Origin of the sequence: Pseudomonas sp. RIT-562 (genome assembly GCF_026241895.1) — a bacterium.
Lineage (GTDB): Bacteria > Pseudomonadota > Gammaproteobacteria > Pseudomonadales > Pseudomonadaceae > Aquipseudomonas > Aquipseudomonas mandelii_F.
The window spans coordinates 38,625-52,317 of the sequence record NZ_JAPJIV010000025.1 but is presented as its reverse complement, the minus strand read 5'-3'; the positions used below and the strand labels follow the sequence as shown (position 1 = coordinate 52,317).

Genomic DNA, 13,693 nt, shown 5'->3' with positions numbered 1-13,693 from the left:
GGTCTTGCGTGGCTCTTTTGTGGGAGCAAGGCTTGCCCGCGATGAACGATAACGCGGACCTGTTCCTTACGTTTCAAGCATAAAAAAAGCCCCGCTCTGGATCACCAGGCGGGGCTTTTTGTCAGCCGTTGGAATCAGACGAGGGGTTTAGGCTCGTGCTCTTTTTCCTGGGCTTGTTCGTGTTGCTCTACCGCTTGTTGAACAGAACGCGGTGCTTCGTCGATTGCTGACTCTACAGGCTCAGCGGCGACTTCAGCAGCAGCTTCAGCAACCACCGGAGCCGCCTCGACCACGGCTGGAGCAGCAGCGGCGGCCAGTTCAGCTTCCTTCTGCAGACGCTCGGCTTCACGCTTGCGACGACGCACTTCACGCGGGTCGTTTGGCGCGCGGCCATTCTCAGTCAGGGCGCTGGCTGGCGCGGCTTCGGCTACAGGTGCAGCCACTTCGGCTACAACCGGCGCTTCAATCGGCGCTTCTACCACTGGAGCTGGCTCTGGCGCAGCGACTGGCTCAGGCTCTGGCTGGTAAACCGGAGTTTCTGCTACCGGGGCTGGAGCTTCGACGACAGCGGGTTCGGCAACCCAGTTGAAAGCGGTTTGCTCTTCGCGAACTTCACGAATCGTTTCAGTCACGGTTTCAGTGACTGTCTCGGCGGCTGGCTCTGCAATCACCGCTGGAGCCTCGACGACGACCGCAGGTTGCGGTGCCACTTCGACTTCAGGCTGCACTTCACGAACCGGCGCGATTTCGATTTCCGGCGAAGCGGTGGCTTCCACAGGCGAGGTCGCTTCAACCACTGGCGCTTCGACTGGAGTGGTGTCCAGGGTAGCGGCAGTAGCGCGTTCGGCTTGCTCGTTGGCCTGTGCTTCAGCTGGAGCGCTTATAACGCTGCTGGCTACGGCTGCGGTAACAGCCAGGCCGGCGGCCAGGTCGGCGGTGCTCGGCGCTTCGGTAGTGGTAGCTACTTCGCCTTCAGCGGAATCGGACTCTTCCGAACCTTCGATCACATTGCCGTTTGCGTCACGTTGACGCTCGCGACGGTTGCTGCGACGACGCTGGCCACGGGAGCGACGACGTGGGCGATCGCCTTCGGCGCCTTCCTGTCCGTCTTCCTGCAGTTGCTCTTCGTTGGACAGCAGCTCTTCTTCGGCTACGGCAGCAACAGCTTGCTCGGCACGTGGCTGACGTTCTTCACGCGGTGGGCGTGGAGCGCGTTCTTCGCGTGGCTGGCGAGCTGGACGCTCTTCAGCGGTAGCGACAGCGGCGGCAGCTGGAGCAACAGCGTCCAGAGGCTCGCGCAATTCGCGCACACGCTCTTCACGCTCGCCACGAGGCTTGCGATCTTCACGAGGAGCGCGCGGAGCACGTTCTTCACGCGGGGCGCGCGGTGCACGCTCTTCACGTGGAGCACGTTCTTCACGCGCAACCGCTGGAGTTTCTTCACGAGCTTCGCGTGGTTCACGAGCTTCCCGTGGCGCGCGCTCTTCACGCGGTGCACGTTCTTCACGAGGCTTGCGCTCTTCATCGCGGCGACCGTTACGGTTGCGGCTTTGCTGGCGACCGTTGCGACGCTCTTCGTTACGCGCAGGGCGCTCGGTGGTTGCAGGCTTCTCAACCACAACCGGAGCGGCTGGCTCTTCCTTGGTTGCAAACAGGCTGACCAGCGACTTCACCAGGCCTTTGAACAGGCTTGGCTCTGGCACGGCGGCCGGTGCAGCCACAGGCGCGGCAGCGACGACTTCGGCAGGCACCGGGGCGTTGGCGCGGGCCGGGGCAGTCTTGACCGCGGCTTCCTGGCGAACCAGGGTGCGGGTCGCAGCAGCTGGCTGGACTTCTTCGACTTCGGCAGCGGCAGCAGCGATTTCGTAGCTGGACTGGCCGACCGCAGCTTCCGGGCTATCATCGCGCAGACGCTGCACTTCGAAGTGCGGAGTTTCGAGGTGATCGTTCGGCAGAATGACGATGCGGGCACGGGTGCGCAGTTCGATCTTGGTGATCGAGTTGCGTTTTTCGTTGAGCAGGAACGCTGCGACCGGGATCGGCACTTGTGCACGAACTTCGGCAGTGCGGTCTTTCAGGGCTTCTTCTTCGATCAGGCGCAGGATCGCCAGGGACAGCGATTCCACGTCACGGATGATGCCGGTGCCGTTGCAACGCGGGCAAACGATGCCGCTGCTTTCGCCCAGGGATGGACGCAGGCGCTGACGGGACATTTCCAGCAGGCCGAAGCGCGAGATGCGACCGACTTGCACGCGAGCGCGGTCGGCTTCCAGGCATTCGCGGACTTTCTCTTCCACGGCGCGCTGGTTCTTGGCAGGGGTCATGTCGATGAAGTCGATGACGATCAGGCCGCCGATGTCGCGCAAGCGCAACTGACGGGCGATTTCTTCGGCGGCTTCAAGGTTGGTCTGCAGGGCGGTTTCTTCGATGTCGCTGCCTTTGGTAGCGCGCGCCGAGTTGATGTCGATGGACACCAGGGCTTCGGTCGGATCGATAACGATGGAGCCGCCGGAAGGCAGTTCAACGACGCGCTGGAAGGCGGTCTCGATCTGGCTTTCGATCTGGAAACGGTTGAACAGCGGAACGCTGTCTTCGTACAGCTTGATCTTGCTGGCGTACTGCGGCATCACCTGGCGGATGAAAGTCAGGGCTTCGTCCTGGGCTTCAACGCTGTCGATCAGCACTTCGCCGATGTCCTGGCGCAGGTAATCGCGGATGGCGCGGATGATCACGTTGCTTTCCTGGTAGATCAGGAATGGCGCGGAGCGATCCAGCGAGGCTTCTTTGATGGCGGTCCAGAGTTGCAGCAGGTAGTCGAGGTCCCACTGCATTTCTTCGCTGCTGCGGCCCAGGCCGGCAGTGCGCACGATCAGACCCATGTCGGCCGGGGCAACCAGACCGTTCAGGGCTTCACGCAGTTCGTTGCGCTCTTCACCTTCGATGCGACGGGAGATACCGCCGGCACGCGGGTTGTTCGGCATCAGCACCAGGTAACGACCGGCCAGGCTGATGAAGGTGGTCAGGGCGGCGCCCTTGTTGCCACGTTCTTCTTTTTCGACCTGAACGATGACTTCCTGGCCTTCGCTCAGGACGTCCTTGATGTTGACGCGGCCTTCGGGGGCTTTCTTGAAGTATTCGCGGGAGATTTCTTTGAGGGGCAGGAAGCCGTGGCGCTCGGAGCCGAAATCGACAAAGGCAGCCTCAAGGCTTGGTTCGATGCGAGTAATCCGGCCTTTATAGATGTTGGCCTTCTTCTGCTCGCGTGCACCGGATTCGATGTCCAGGTCGTAGAGGCGCTGGCCATCTACCAGTGCAACACGCAACTCTTCGGGTTGAGTTGCGTTAATCAGCATTCTTTTCATGTAGTACCGTCGGTTTCCGGGCTGCCGGAAACGGCGTTCGGCACACACGACTTCTCACGGTCGGTGTCAGGTGCGTCAGGAGTGTGGTTGGACACTCCAGTGTCTAGCGAACCCCGGCCAATTGGGCCGGTGTCGCGACGTACGCGTCCTGCTTGCTGTGGCTACTTAAGCACTCAGTCAGGAGGAGGAATCAACCAGTGGCTGTGGACGAGATGAAGCGTCTTGGAAAAGCCTATTGCTACACAGTCCAGCGGTTGTGCATCTCCACCCTACACGTATCCCTGATAATTCGGGTGCTGCCGCGCGCAGAATCCGCAGCGGGTTGGCATTTACCGTGAGCTCCAAAAGGGGAGGTCACGCATCATGGCTAATTTAGGCGATGTTTCCGAAACCTTCGCTCGGGGTCATTCGCAGCTGACTGCACTTTGTGAACTGGCCGTGAATATTGGCTCGCAAGGAGAGTCAAAACTCTGCTCTGCGGCTTGATTCAGGCCTCATGTCACCTGCGCTCGTTACACCTGCAAACTCCACCGTTACGTAGCGAAAGCCCCGTAGGACGGCCTCGCGTCCTGGTGAATTGCATTGGTCAGGGCCGGTTTTTGACCGTTGGTCCGCTGTCCAGGCCGCTTTTGGCGGCGTTCGCGACTATAGCAGTAATGATTAAGTGCTTCAATTCCATAAAAAATTGATATCATCTCCGGCATGACGACTACTGCCCCCTCGACTCCAAGCGTACAACTGCTTGAGGTCTCGCCGGAATATGCCGGCCAACGTATTGATAACTTCCTTCTCGCTCGGCTCAAAGGCGTGCCCAAGACCTTGATCTACCGCATTTTGCGTAAAGGCGAAGTGCGGGTGAACAAAGGTCGGATCAAGCCCGAATACAAGCTGCAGGCGGGCGATATCGTGCGCGTGCCGCCGGTACGCGTGCCTGAGCGCGACGAGCCGGTACCGCTGGCACAAGGCCTGCTGCAACGCCTCGAAGCCTCGATTATTTTCGAGGACAAGGCGCTGATCGTGATCAACAAGCCTTGTGGCATTGCGGTTCACGGCGGCAGCGGGCTGACCTATGGCGTGATCGAAGCCTTTCGTCAGCTGCGCCCCGATTGCAAGGAGCTTGAGCTGGTTCACCGACTGGACCGCGACACCTCCGGCCTGCTGATGATCGCCAAGAAACGCAGCATGCTGCGTCACTTGCACACGGCCTTGCGCGGTGATGGCGTGGACAAGCGCTACATGGCGCTGGTTCGCGGCAACTGGGCTGCCTCGATCAAACAGGTCCGGGCGTCGCTGGGCAAGAGCAACCTGCGCTCCGGCGAACGGATGGTCGAGGTCGACGAGGAGGAGGGCAAGGAATCCGTGACCGTGTTCAAGGTGCTACGGCGCTTCGGTGACTTCGCGACCATGGTCGAGGCTCGGCCGATTACCGGCCGTACCCACCAGATCCGCGTGCATACCCTGCACGCCGGTCACTGCATCGCTGGCGACCCGAAATACGGGGACGAGGGTTTCAGCAAGGAAATCCGCGATTTGGGTGGCAAGCGCCTGTTCCTCCACGCCTACATGCTGACTGTGCCGCTGCCGGATGGTGGTGAGTTGAAGTTGCAGGCGCCGGTGGATGAAATGTGGGCCAAGACCGTGGAGCGCTTGAGTGCACCCCTCTGATTGCAAGCTGTTGATCTTTGATTGGGACGGGACGCTGGCCGATTCCATTGGTCGGATCGTCGAGGCCATGCATGTGGCCTCCGAGCGTTCCGGCTTCGAGTTGCGCGATGATTTTGCCGTCAAGGGCATCATTGGCCTGGGCTTGCCGGAGGCGATCCGCACCTTGTATCCGCAAATCAGCGACGCCGAATTGATCGCATTCAGAGAGTATTACGCCGATCACTACATCGCCGCCGAGGCCGTGCCGTCGCCGTTGTTCGAGGGTGTGCTCGAGTCGATGGAGGCGTTTCGCGCCGAGGGTTATCATTTGGCCGTGGCAACCGGCAAGGCCCGTCGCGGGCTGGATCGAGTGCTCAAGGCCCATGGCTGGGAAAACTATTTCGACATCACCCGTGCGGCTGATGAAACTGCCAGCAAGCCCCATCCTCTGATGCTGGAGCAGATCCTCGCTCACTGCGAGGTTCGTCCGGAACAGGCGCTGATGGTGGGCGATTCGTCTTTCGACCTGCAGATGGCTCGCAACGCCGGTATGGCTTCGGTGGCGGTCAGCTACGGCGCGCAATCGATCGAGGCGCTGAAGCTGTTTGAGCCGCGCCTGGCGATTGATCGTTTTTCACAATTGCATGCCTGGCTGAACCAGCGGGCTTAACAGGTTTTTTGGGGTAGACGGCATGACCGACGAATGGAAAGCACCCGCCAAGGCGGATGCGCAGAGCGGTGACGAGAAAAGCTGGCAGTTGCTGGAAAAGACTTTGCTCGCCAGTGTGCAGGAGCAGCGCCGGTCCCGTCGCTGGGGGATTTTCTTCAAGCTGTTGACCTTTGTATATCTGTTTGGCGCATTGATGCTGTTCACGCCGCTGATGGATATGGAAAAAGCTGCCAGTCGCAGCCCCAACTACACGGCCCTGATCGAGGTCACAGGCGTGATCGCCGACAAAGAGCAGGCCAGTGCCGACAACATAGTCGGTGCCCTGCGAGCTGCGTTCGAGGATGACAAGGTCAAGGGCGTGGTCCTGCGGATCAATAGCCCGGGCGGCAGTCCGGTGCAGTCGGGGTATGTGTACGACGAGATTGTTCGCCTGCGCGCGTTGCACCCTGACACCAAGCTGTACGCGGTCATCTCCGACCTGGGCGCGTCCGGTGCGTACTACATTGCCAGCGCTGCTGATCAGATCTACGCGGACAAGGCCAGTCTTGTGGGCTCCATCGGGGTTACGGCGGCCGGTTACGGTTTTGTTGGCACCATGGAGAAGCTGGGGGTAGAGCGTCGTACCTACACCTCTGGCGAGCACAAAGCGTTCCTCGATCCGTTCCAGCCGCAGAAACCTGAGGAGACTCAGTTCTGGCAGGGCGTGCTTGATACCACTCATCAGCAATTTATCAATAGCGTGAAGAAGGGGCGTGGCGATCGCCTGAAAGACAAGGAGCACCCGGAGCTGTTCTCCGGGTTGGTCTGGTCGGGTGAGCAGGCGCTGCCGCTGGGGTTGATCGATGGTCTGGGCAGTGCCAGTTCTGTGGCTCGCGATGTCATCGGCGAGAAAGAGCTGGTGGATTTCACTGTTCAGGAATCAACCTTCGACCGCTTCTCGAAGAAGCTGGGCGCCAGCGTGGCTGAGCAATTGGCGATGTGGATGGGTTTCCACGGTCCGTCGTTGCGCTGAACCCCGCAAATACGGTCCGTAGCAGCTGGCGAAGCCTGCGTTCGAGTGCGCAGCGCTCGCCAGGTCATGCGTCGCGACCATTCAGCCGGGTAGCGGAATCCGGATTTGCGAGCGCTACGCACTCGAACGCAGGCTTCGCCAGCTGCTACGGGATGTGGTGTTCAGGGGATCTGTATTCCTTCCGCCAGCAACATGTCCACCAGCCGAATCAGCGGCAGGCCCACCAGGCTGGTGGCGTCAGGGCCTTGCGTGCTTTGAAACAGGCTCACCCCCAATCCCTCGGCTTTGAAGCTGCCTGCGCAGTCGTAAGGCTGCTCTGCGTGCAGGTAGCGCTCGATGCTCGCCTGGTCGAGGGTGCGCATATGCACCGTGAACGGCACGCAGTCGACCTGGCAATGCCCGGTCTGGCTGTTGAGCAGGGCCAGGCCCGTCAGGAAGGTCACGCTGGCGCCGCTGGCAGCGAGCAATTGATCCCGTGCCTTCTCGAACGTGTGCGGTTTGCCGATGATGCGCTCGCCGAGTACCGCGACCTGATCGGAGCCGATGATCAGGTGGTCGGGAAAAGTGCCAGCCAGCGCCTGGGCTTTTTCCCTGGCCAGGCGTTTGACCAGGTCCGTCGCGGACTCTTGCGGGTGATGACTTTCATCGATATCCGGCGAGCTGCAGACGAACGGCAACTGCAGGCGGGCCAGCAATTCCCGGCGATAAACCGAGCTTGAAGCGAGTAATAAAGGCAGCATGCGCAACTCCAGAAGTCAGTCGCGAATTCTAGCGAGGCTTCCAAGTGACGCACAGGGCTGAATTTCCTTTGACATGGCTGGGTGCATCCCTATAATGCTGCGCCTATGTTGAATGACCCGATTCCACCTCACGTTGACCCGCGCAAATTGGCTGACCGTGGCACCACCCTTCAAGGTGAACTGCTGCTGGCCGATTTGGAGAGACTCTGCGACCCGCTTTCCGACACTGTCGGTACGGTGCAGGCGAAATTCGTTTTTGAACGAGATGAACGTAAGTCTGTGGTAATCCACAGCTTTATCGACACCGAAGTCAAAATGGTTTGCCAGCGTTGTCTTGAGCTGGTCACCCTGCCGATCCATAGCGAATGCAGTTATGCTGTGGTGAAGGAGGGTGCGAATACCCAGTCGTTGCCGAAAGGTTATGACGTGCTGGAACTGGGCGAAGATCCATTGGATCTGCAGTCACTGATCGAGGAGGAGCTTCTGCTCGCCTTGCCCATTGTGCCTGCTCATCATCCGGAAGAATGCCAGCAGCCGGCGGGTCTCGATGAGCCCGAACCGAGCGAGGACGAGGTAACGCGGTCCAACCCGTTCAGTGTATTGGCGCAGTTAAAGCGTGACCCAAACGTTTAGGAGTTAATCAATTATGGCTGTTCAGCAGAACAAAAAATCCCGCTCTGCCCGTGACATGCGTCGTTCGCACGACGCCCTGACGGCAAGCACTCTGTCTGTAGAAAAAACCACCGGTGAAATTCACCTGCGTCACCACGTATCGCCAGAAGGCGTATACCGTGGCCGTAAAGTGATCGACAAGGGCGCTGACGAGTAATCACTTGTCTGCTCAAGTCATCGCGATTGACGCAATGGGCGGGGACTTCGGTCCCCGCAGCATTGTTCAGGCCAGCCTCGCTTGTCTGAATGCTACGCCCTCGCTGCACCTGACCCTCGTCGGTCAACCCACTCTCCTTGAAGAATTGCTCGCAGGCCAATCGGCTGCGGATCGCGCGCGCCTGTCTATCGTGCCCGCCAGCGAAATCATCACCATGGACGAGAAGCCTGCCCAGGCATTGCGGGGCAAGCCGGACTCGTCGATGCGTGTGGCCCTCGAGCTGTTACGCGATGGCAAGGTCCAGGCCTGTGTCAGTGCCGGCAATACCGGGGCGCTGATGGCGTTGTCGCGTTTCGTGCTCAAGACCTTGCCGGGCATAGACCGGCCAGCGATGGTCGCGGCGATTCCGACGCAGAAGGGCTACTGCCAGTTGCTCGATCTCGGGGCCAACGTCGATTGCAGCGCCGAACACCTGTTGCAGTTTGCGGTGATGGGGTCGGTGGCGGCCGAGACGCTGGGCATCGTCCGCCCGCGAGTGGCGTTGTTGAACATTGGCACCGAACACATCAAGGGCAATCAGCAGGTCAAGCTGGCTGCGACCTTGCTGCAGGCGGCGCGGGGCATCAACTACATCGGTTTTGTCGAAGGCGATGGCCTGTACCGCGGCGAAGCGGATGTGGTGGTCTGCGACGGTTTTGTCGGCAATATCCTGCTCAAGTCCAGCGAAGGCCTGGCCACCATGATTGCCGGGCGTATCGAAGCGTTGTTCAAAAAGAATGTTGCCTCGCGCATGGTCGGTGCCTTGGCGTTGCCGCTGATGAAGCGCCTGCAGGCCGATCTGGCACCCGCCAGACACAACGGCGCGAGCTTCCTCGGCTTGCAGGGCATCGTTGTGAAGAGCCACGGTTCGGCCGGGGTGGAAGGGTTTCAAAGTGCTATATCCCGCGCGCTGATCGAGATCCAGGAAAACCTGCCGGAACGCATCCACGGTCGTCTGGAGGATTTGTTGCTTTAGGCGTTTTCGTCGGACAATGCTTAAATGTGACCGCTCAGTTCAATTGGCCATCCAACTGTCAGTTTCTTGCGTCCCCCAAGAGGGACGTCAATTCTCCGACGACAAGATCATTAGGGGCTTGTTACATGTCTGCTTCCCTCGCATTCGTCTTTCCAGGACAGGGTTCGCAGTCCCTCGGCATGCTGGCCGAGTTGGGCGCGCAATATCCGGTTGTCCTTGATACGTTCAAAGAAGCTTCCGATGCTCTCGGTTATGACCTGTGGGCGCTGACCCAGCAAGGGCCGGAAGAACAACTCAATCAAACCGACAAGACCCAGCCAGCCATCCTGACCGCCTCGATTGCCCTGTGGCGCCTGTGGTTGGCAGAGGGCGGTGCGCGTCCGGCCTACGTGGCTGGTCACAGCCTGGGCGAGTACAGCGCGCTGGTTGCTGCCGGCAGCCTGAGCCTGGCTGACGCGGTCAAGCTCGTCGAGCGCCGCGGCCAGCTGATGCAGGAAGCTGTTCCGGCCGGGCAGGGCGGCATGGCCGCGATCCTCGGCCTGGATGATGCCGACGTGCTGGCAGCCTGCGCCGAAGCGGCGCAAGGTGAAGTGGTCAGTGCAGTCAACTTCAATTCCCCGGGCCAGGTGGTTATCGCCGGTGCCAAGGCCGCTGTAGAGCGCGCTATCGAAGGCTGCAAGGCCCGTGGCGCCAAGCGCGCCATGCCGTTGCCGGTCAGCGTGCCGTCCCATTGCGAGCTGATGCGCCCGGCAGCCGAGCGTTTTGCCGAGTCGATCGCCGCGATCGACTGGCAGGCGCCGCAGATTCCTGTAGTGCAGAACGTCAGCGCAGCAGTGCCGGCGGACTTGGAAACTCTCAAGCGCGACCTGCTTGAGCAGCTGTACAAGCCAGTGCGCTGGGTTGAGTCTGTACAAGCGCTGGCGGCCAAGGGCGCGACCCAGCTGGTCGAGTGCGGCCCTGGCAAAGTACTGGCTGGCCTGAACAAACGTTGCGCCGACGGTGTAGCGACATCCAACCTCAATACCCCAGACGCTTTCGCTGCCGCTCGTGCAGCGTTGGCCTGAATCAGGAGAAGCTTGCATGAGTCTGCAAGGTAAAGTTGCACTGGTCACCGGCGCAAGCCGCGGTATCGGCCAGGCTATCGCCCTGGAACTGGGTCGTCAGGGCGCCATTGTCGTGGGCACTGCGACTTCCGCCGCCGGGGCCGAGCGCATTGCCGCTACCCTGAAGGAAAACGGCATCCAAGGCACTGGCCTGGAACTCAATGTCACCAGTGACGAGTCCGTGGCAGCGGTGTTGGCGAGCATCTCCGAACAGTTCGGTGCGCCGGCGATCCTGGTCAATAACGCCGGTATCACCCGCGATAACCTGATGATGCGGATGAAAGATGACGAATGGCATGACGTCGTCGATACCAACCTGAACAGTCTGTTCCGCCTGTCCAAGGGCGTTTTGCGCGGCATGACCAAGGCGCGTTGGGGACGAATTATCAGTATTGGCTCGGTTGTGGGTGCCATGGGCAACGCAGGCCAAGTAAACTACGCTGCCGCCAAGGCCGGTCTGGAAGGTTTCAGTCGTGCATTGGCGCGTGAAGTCGGTTCGCGCTCGATTACGGTAAACTCGGTGGCCCCTGGGTTCATCGACACCGATATGACCCGTGAACTGCCTGAGGCGCAGCGTGAAGCCTTGCAGACGCAGATTCCGCTGGGCCGTCTGGGACAAGCACAAGAGATCGCGTCTGTGGTCGCTTTTCTTGCATCCGACGGTGCGGCTTACGTTACTGGGGCTACAATCCCGGTGAACGGCGGGATGTACATGAGTTAAATGTGACGGACTGTTTCAAAAAAATGTCATACGAGCTGTCTAAAATCCGTTATAAAGCTGCAATCTATTTATAGGCATCGGGCTGCAGGGTTAGAGGAGTGAAGCTTTCAGTTGAAAAACTGAAAAGTCTTTCTATACACTTACCCACTGGCCAGCTGCCTGAATTTGTCCATTAGGAGTGAAAACAAGGTATGAGCACCATCGAAGAGCGCGTCAAGAAAATCGTTGCCGAGCAACTGGGCGTAAAAGAAGAAGAAGTGACTAACAGCGCTTCCTTCGTTGAAGACCTGGGTGCTGACTCCCTTGACACCGTTGAGCTGGTGATGGCTCTGGAAGAGGAATTCGAGACCGAAATCCCTGACGAAGAAGCTGAGAAGATCACTACTGTACAAGCTGCAATCGACTACGTTACCAGCCACCAGGCGTAATAGTTTGTAGTCGTTGCTTGCTGTCATGGAAAAACCGCACTGCCTCATGGCGTGCGGTTTTTTCTTTAGGCCTGATGCAAAGTCGTCATTTGAAAAAGGAGAGTGCTGTGTCGCGTAGACGCGTCGTAGTCACCGGTATGGGTATGTTGTCGCCACTGGGCACGGATGTGCCGAGCAGCTGGCAGGGCATTCTGGCTGGCCGCAGTGGCATTGGTCTGATCGAACACACTGACCTTTCTGCCTATTCCACCCGTTTTGGCGGCTCGGTAAAGGGCTTCAATGTCGAGGAATACCTGTCGGTAAAGGAAGCGCGCAAGCTCGACCTGTTCATTCAATACGGTCTGGCCGCAGGGTTTCAGGCAGTAAAAAATGCCGGCCTGGAAGTCACCGATGCCAACCGCGAACGCATCGGCGTCGCCATGGGCTCGGGCATTGGCGGCCTGACCAACATCGAAGAAACCAGCCGTACCCTGCATGATTCCGGCCCGCGACGGATTTCGCCGTTTTTCGTGCCCGGCTCGATCATCAATATGATTTCCGGCTTCCTGTCCATCCACCTCGGAGCACAGGGGCCCAACTACGCCATCGCCACGGCCTGTACCACAGGTACGCACTGCATCGGCATGGCGGCACGCAATATCATGTACGACGAAGCCGACGTGATGATCGCCGGTGGCGCCGAGATGGCCGCTTGTGGCTTGGGCATGGGTGGCTTCGGTGCCTCCCGGGCGCTGTCGACCCGCAATGACGAGCCAACCCGTGCCAGCCGTCCATGGGACAAAGGCCGTGACGGCTTTGTACTGTCCGACGGTGCGGGCGCCCTGGTCCTCGAAGAACTGGAGCACGCCAAGGCTCGCGGCGCGACCATCTACGCCGAGTTGATCGGTTTCGGCACCAGTGGCGATGCGTTCCACATGACTTCGCCGCCAGCCGACGGTGCGGGTGCTGCCCGCTGCATCACCAACGCCTTGCGCGATGCGAAGATCAACAGCGACCAGGTCCAGTACATCAACGCCCACGGTACCTCGACTTCGGCCGGTGACCTTGCCGAAGCCTGTGCGATCAAGTCGGTGTTCGGTGAGCATGCGTACAAACTGGCCGTCAGTTCGACCAAGTCCATGACCGGTCACCTGCTGGGTGCGGCGGGCGCGGTTGAAGCGATCTTCAGTGTGCTGGCGATCAACAGCCAGGTGGCGCCGCCGACCATCAACCTCGATGAACCCGATGAAGGCTGCGACCTCGACTTTGTGCCGCACACCGCGCGCAACATGGATATCGATGTGGTGCTGTCCAACTCCTTCGGGTTTGGCGGTACCAACGGCTCGCTGGTGTTCCGCCGGTTCGCTGGCTGATGGACAGCTGGGTCGACGGTCAGCCGGCGCACGCTCTGTCGCTGAAGGATCGCGGCCTGGCCTATGGCGATGGTCTGTTCGAGACCATCGCCGTGCGCAATGGCCAGCCGGTGTTGCTGGACCGCCACCTGGAGCGTTTGCTCAAGGGATGCCAGCGCCTGGCTATCAACCTTGATGGCGTGCTGGTGCGCACCGAGCTGCAGGCCTATGCCCAGGCGCTCGGTGATGGCGTACTCAAGCTGATCGTCACCCGTGGCGAAAGTGCTCGCGGCTACGCACCGGACCCTGTCGCTGCGGCGCGACGCATCATGCTGGGCAATCCCCCTGCGACGTATCCGGTGACACACGCGGAGCAGGGCGTGCGCCTGTTCCCTTGCGCGACCCGGCTGTCCCTGCAGCCTTTGCTTGCCGGTCTCAAGCATCTCAATCGCCTGGAGCAGGTCATTGCTCGCTCCGAGTGGCAAGACGCTGATCACGCCGAAGGCCTGATGCTCGACCAGGCCGGACGGGTGATCGAGGGCGTGTTCAGTAACCTGTTTCTGGTGCGTGATGGCGTGCTGCTCACCGCCGATCTCCAGCGTTGCGGAGTCGCCGGGGTGATGCGCGCTGAAATATTGTTTCAAGCCGAGTCATCGGCGATCCCTGTGCAAATCATCGATATCACCCTGGAACAGCTGCAATGGGCTGATGAAGTCTTTGTCTGTAACAGTGTTTACGGCATCTGGCCGGTGCGCGCGTATGCTGCACTGAGCTGGCCGGTTGGGCCGCTCACCCGTAAACTCCAAACCATTGCCCGTGCGCTATTGGATGCTTGATT

13 protein-coding genes are annotated in these 13,693 nt (G+C 60.1%); 11 read left to right on the top strand and 2 right to left on the bottom strand.

Features of this window, described 5'->3' with window-relative positions:
* Positions 1–134: 134 nt before the first annotated feature.
* On the bottom strand, positions 135–3,362 hold the full coding sequence (gene rne / locus ORL50_RS24445; protein WP_266018808.1) for a ribonuclease E: 3,228 nt from the start codon (positions 3,360–3,362) through the stop codon (positions 135–137).
* 702 nt (positions 3,363–4,064) lie between these two features.
* On the opposite strand from rne, the gene rluC reads away from it, so the two are divergent.
* From rluC to sppA, 3 genes are read left to right on the top strand one after another with little or no spacing between them, the layout of a single operon-like run.
* Positions 4,065–5,027 (top strand): 23S rRNA pseudouridine(955/2504/2580) synthase RluC, encoded by a 963-nt coding sequence (rluC, locus tag ORL50_RS24440; protein ID WP_266018806.1) that lies wholly within the window; start codon positions 4,065–4,067, stop codon positions 5,025–5,027.
* Positions 5,014–5,676, top strand: a complete 663-nt coding sequence (locus ORL50_RS24435) for an HAD-IA family hydrolase (RefSeq protein ID WP_266018805.1) — start codon at positions 5,014–5,016, stop codon at positions 5,674–5,676. The genes rluC and ORL50_RS24435 overlap by 14 nt, the downstream gene beginning before the upstream one ends.
* Positions 5,677–5,698: 22 nt before the next feature.
* Positions 5,699–6,688, top strand: a complete 990-nt coding sequence (gene sppA / locus ORL50_RS24430) for a signal peptide peptidase SppA (RefSeq protein WP_266018803.1) — start codon at positions 5,699–5,701, stop codon at positions 6,686–6,688.
* Between the two features lie 161 nt (positions 6,689–6,849).
* Here sppA and ORL50_RS24425 read toward each other — a convergent pair whose 3' ends face one another.
* Entirely contained in the window at positions 6,850–7,428 is a 579-nt protein-coding gene (locus ORL50_RS24425; RefSeq protein ID WP_266018802.1) for a Maf family protein, read from the bottom strand.
* A gap of 105 nt (positions 7,429–7,533) precedes the next feature.
* Here ORL50_RS24425 and ORL50_RS24420 point away from each other — a divergent pair, with 105 nt between their 5' ends.
* The 8 genes from ORL50_RS24420 to pabC all read left to right on the top strand — a co-directional run bounded on the left by ORL50_RS24420 (position 7,534) and on the right by pabC (position 13,691).
* Positions 7,534–8,061 (top strand): YceD family protein, encoded by a 528-nt coding sequence (locus tag ORL50_RS24420; RefSeq protein ID WP_004371317.1) that lies wholly within the window; start codon positions 7,534–7,536, stop codon positions 8,059–8,061.
* 13 nt (positions 8,062–8,074) lie between these two features.
* Positions 8,075–8,257, top strand: a complete 183-nt coding sequence (gene rpmF, locus ORL50_RS24415; protein ID WP_008152339.1) for a 50S ribosomal protein L32 — start codon at positions 8,075–8,077, stop codon at positions 8,255–8,257.
* A 4-nt stretch (positions 8,258–8,261) separates the two neighbouring features.
* On the top strand, positions 8,262–9,272 hold the full coding sequence (plsX, locus tag ORL50_RS24410; RefSeq protein WP_266018772.1) for a phosphate acyltransferase PlsX: 1,011 nt from the start codon (positions 8,262–8,264) through the stop codon (positions 9,270–9,272).
* Between the two features lie 125 nt (positions 9,273–9,397).
* Positions 9,398–10,336 (top strand): ACP S-malonyltransferase, encoded by a 939-nt coding sequence (gene fabD, locus ORL50_RS24405; RefSeq protein ID WP_266018770.1) that lies wholly within the window; start codon positions 9,398–9,400, stop codon positions 10,334–10,336.
* A gap of 16 nt (positions 10,337–10,352) precedes the next feature.
* On the top strand, positions 10,353–11,096 hold the full coding sequence (fabG, locus tag ORL50_RS24400) for a 3-oxoacyl-ACP reductase FabG (RefSeq protein WP_266018768.1): 744 nt from the start codon (positions 10,353–10,355) through the stop codon (positions 11,094–11,096).
* 191 nt (positions 11,097–11,287) lie between these two features.
* Entirely contained in the window at positions 11,288–11,524 is a 237-nt protein-coding gene (acpP, locus tag ORL50_RS24395) for an acyl carrier protein (protein ID WP_004371293.1), read from the top strand.
* Positions 11,525–11,631: 107 nt separating this feature from the next.
* Complete coding sequence (gene fabF, locus ORL50_RS24390; protein WP_266018763.1) at positions 11,632–12,876, top strand: beta-ketoacyl-ACP synthase II; 1,245 nt, start codon at positions 11,632–11,634, stop codon at positions 12,874–12,876.
* Complete coding sequence (gene pabC / locus ORL50_RS24385; protein ID WP_266018762.1) at positions 12,876–13,691, top strand: aminodeoxychorismate lyase; 816 nt, start codon at positions 12,876–12,878, stop codon at positions 13,689–13,691. Before fabF ends, pabC begins: the two co-directional genes overlap by 1 nt.
* Positions 13,692–13,693: the final 2 nt, after the last annotated feature.

What these genes read in the sequence shown, in the direction of transcription:
- rne (WP_266018808.1), bottom strand. Translation starts at nt 3,362, where the DNA reads ATGAAAAGAATGCTGATTAACGCAACTCAACCCGAAGAGTTGCGTGTT.
- rluC (WP_266018806.1), top strand. Translation starts at nt 4,065, where the DNA reads ATGACGACTACTGCCCCCTCGACTCCAAGCGTACAACTGCTTGAGGTC.
- sppA (WP_266018803.1), top strand. Translation starts at nt 5,699, where the DNA reads ATGACCGACGAATGGAAAGCACCCGCCAAGGCGGATGCGCAGAGCGGT.
- ORL50_RS24425 (WP_266018802.1), bottom strand. Translation starts at nt 7,428, where the DNA reads ATGCTGCCTTTATTACTCGCTTCAAGCTCGGTTTATCGCCGGGAATTG.
- ORL50_RS24420 (WP_004371317.1), top strand. Translation starts at nt 7,534, where the DNA reads ATGTTGAATGACCCGATTCCACCTCACGTTGACCCGCGCAAATTGGCT.
- rpmF (WP_008152339.1), top strand. Translation starts at nt 8,075, where the DNA reads ATGGCTGTTCAGCAGAACAAAAAATCCCGCTCTGCCCGTGACATGCGT.
- fabD (WP_266018770.1), top strand. Translation starts at nt 9,398, where the DNA reads ATGTCTGCTTCCCTCGCATTCGTCTTTCCAGGACAGGGTTCGCAGTCC.
- fabG (WP_266018768.1), top strand. Translation starts at nt 10,353, where the DNA reads ATGAGTCTGCAAGGTAAAGTTGCACTGGTCACCGGCGCAAGCCGCGGT.
- acpP (WP_004371293.1), top strand. Translation starts at nt 11,288, where the DNA reads ATGAGCACCATCGAAGAGCGCGTCAAGAAAATCGTTGCCGAGCAACTG.
- pabC (WP_266018762.1), top strand. Translation starts at nt 12,876, where the DNA reads ATGGACAGCTGGGTCGACGGTCAGCCGGCGCACGCTCTGTCGCTGAAG.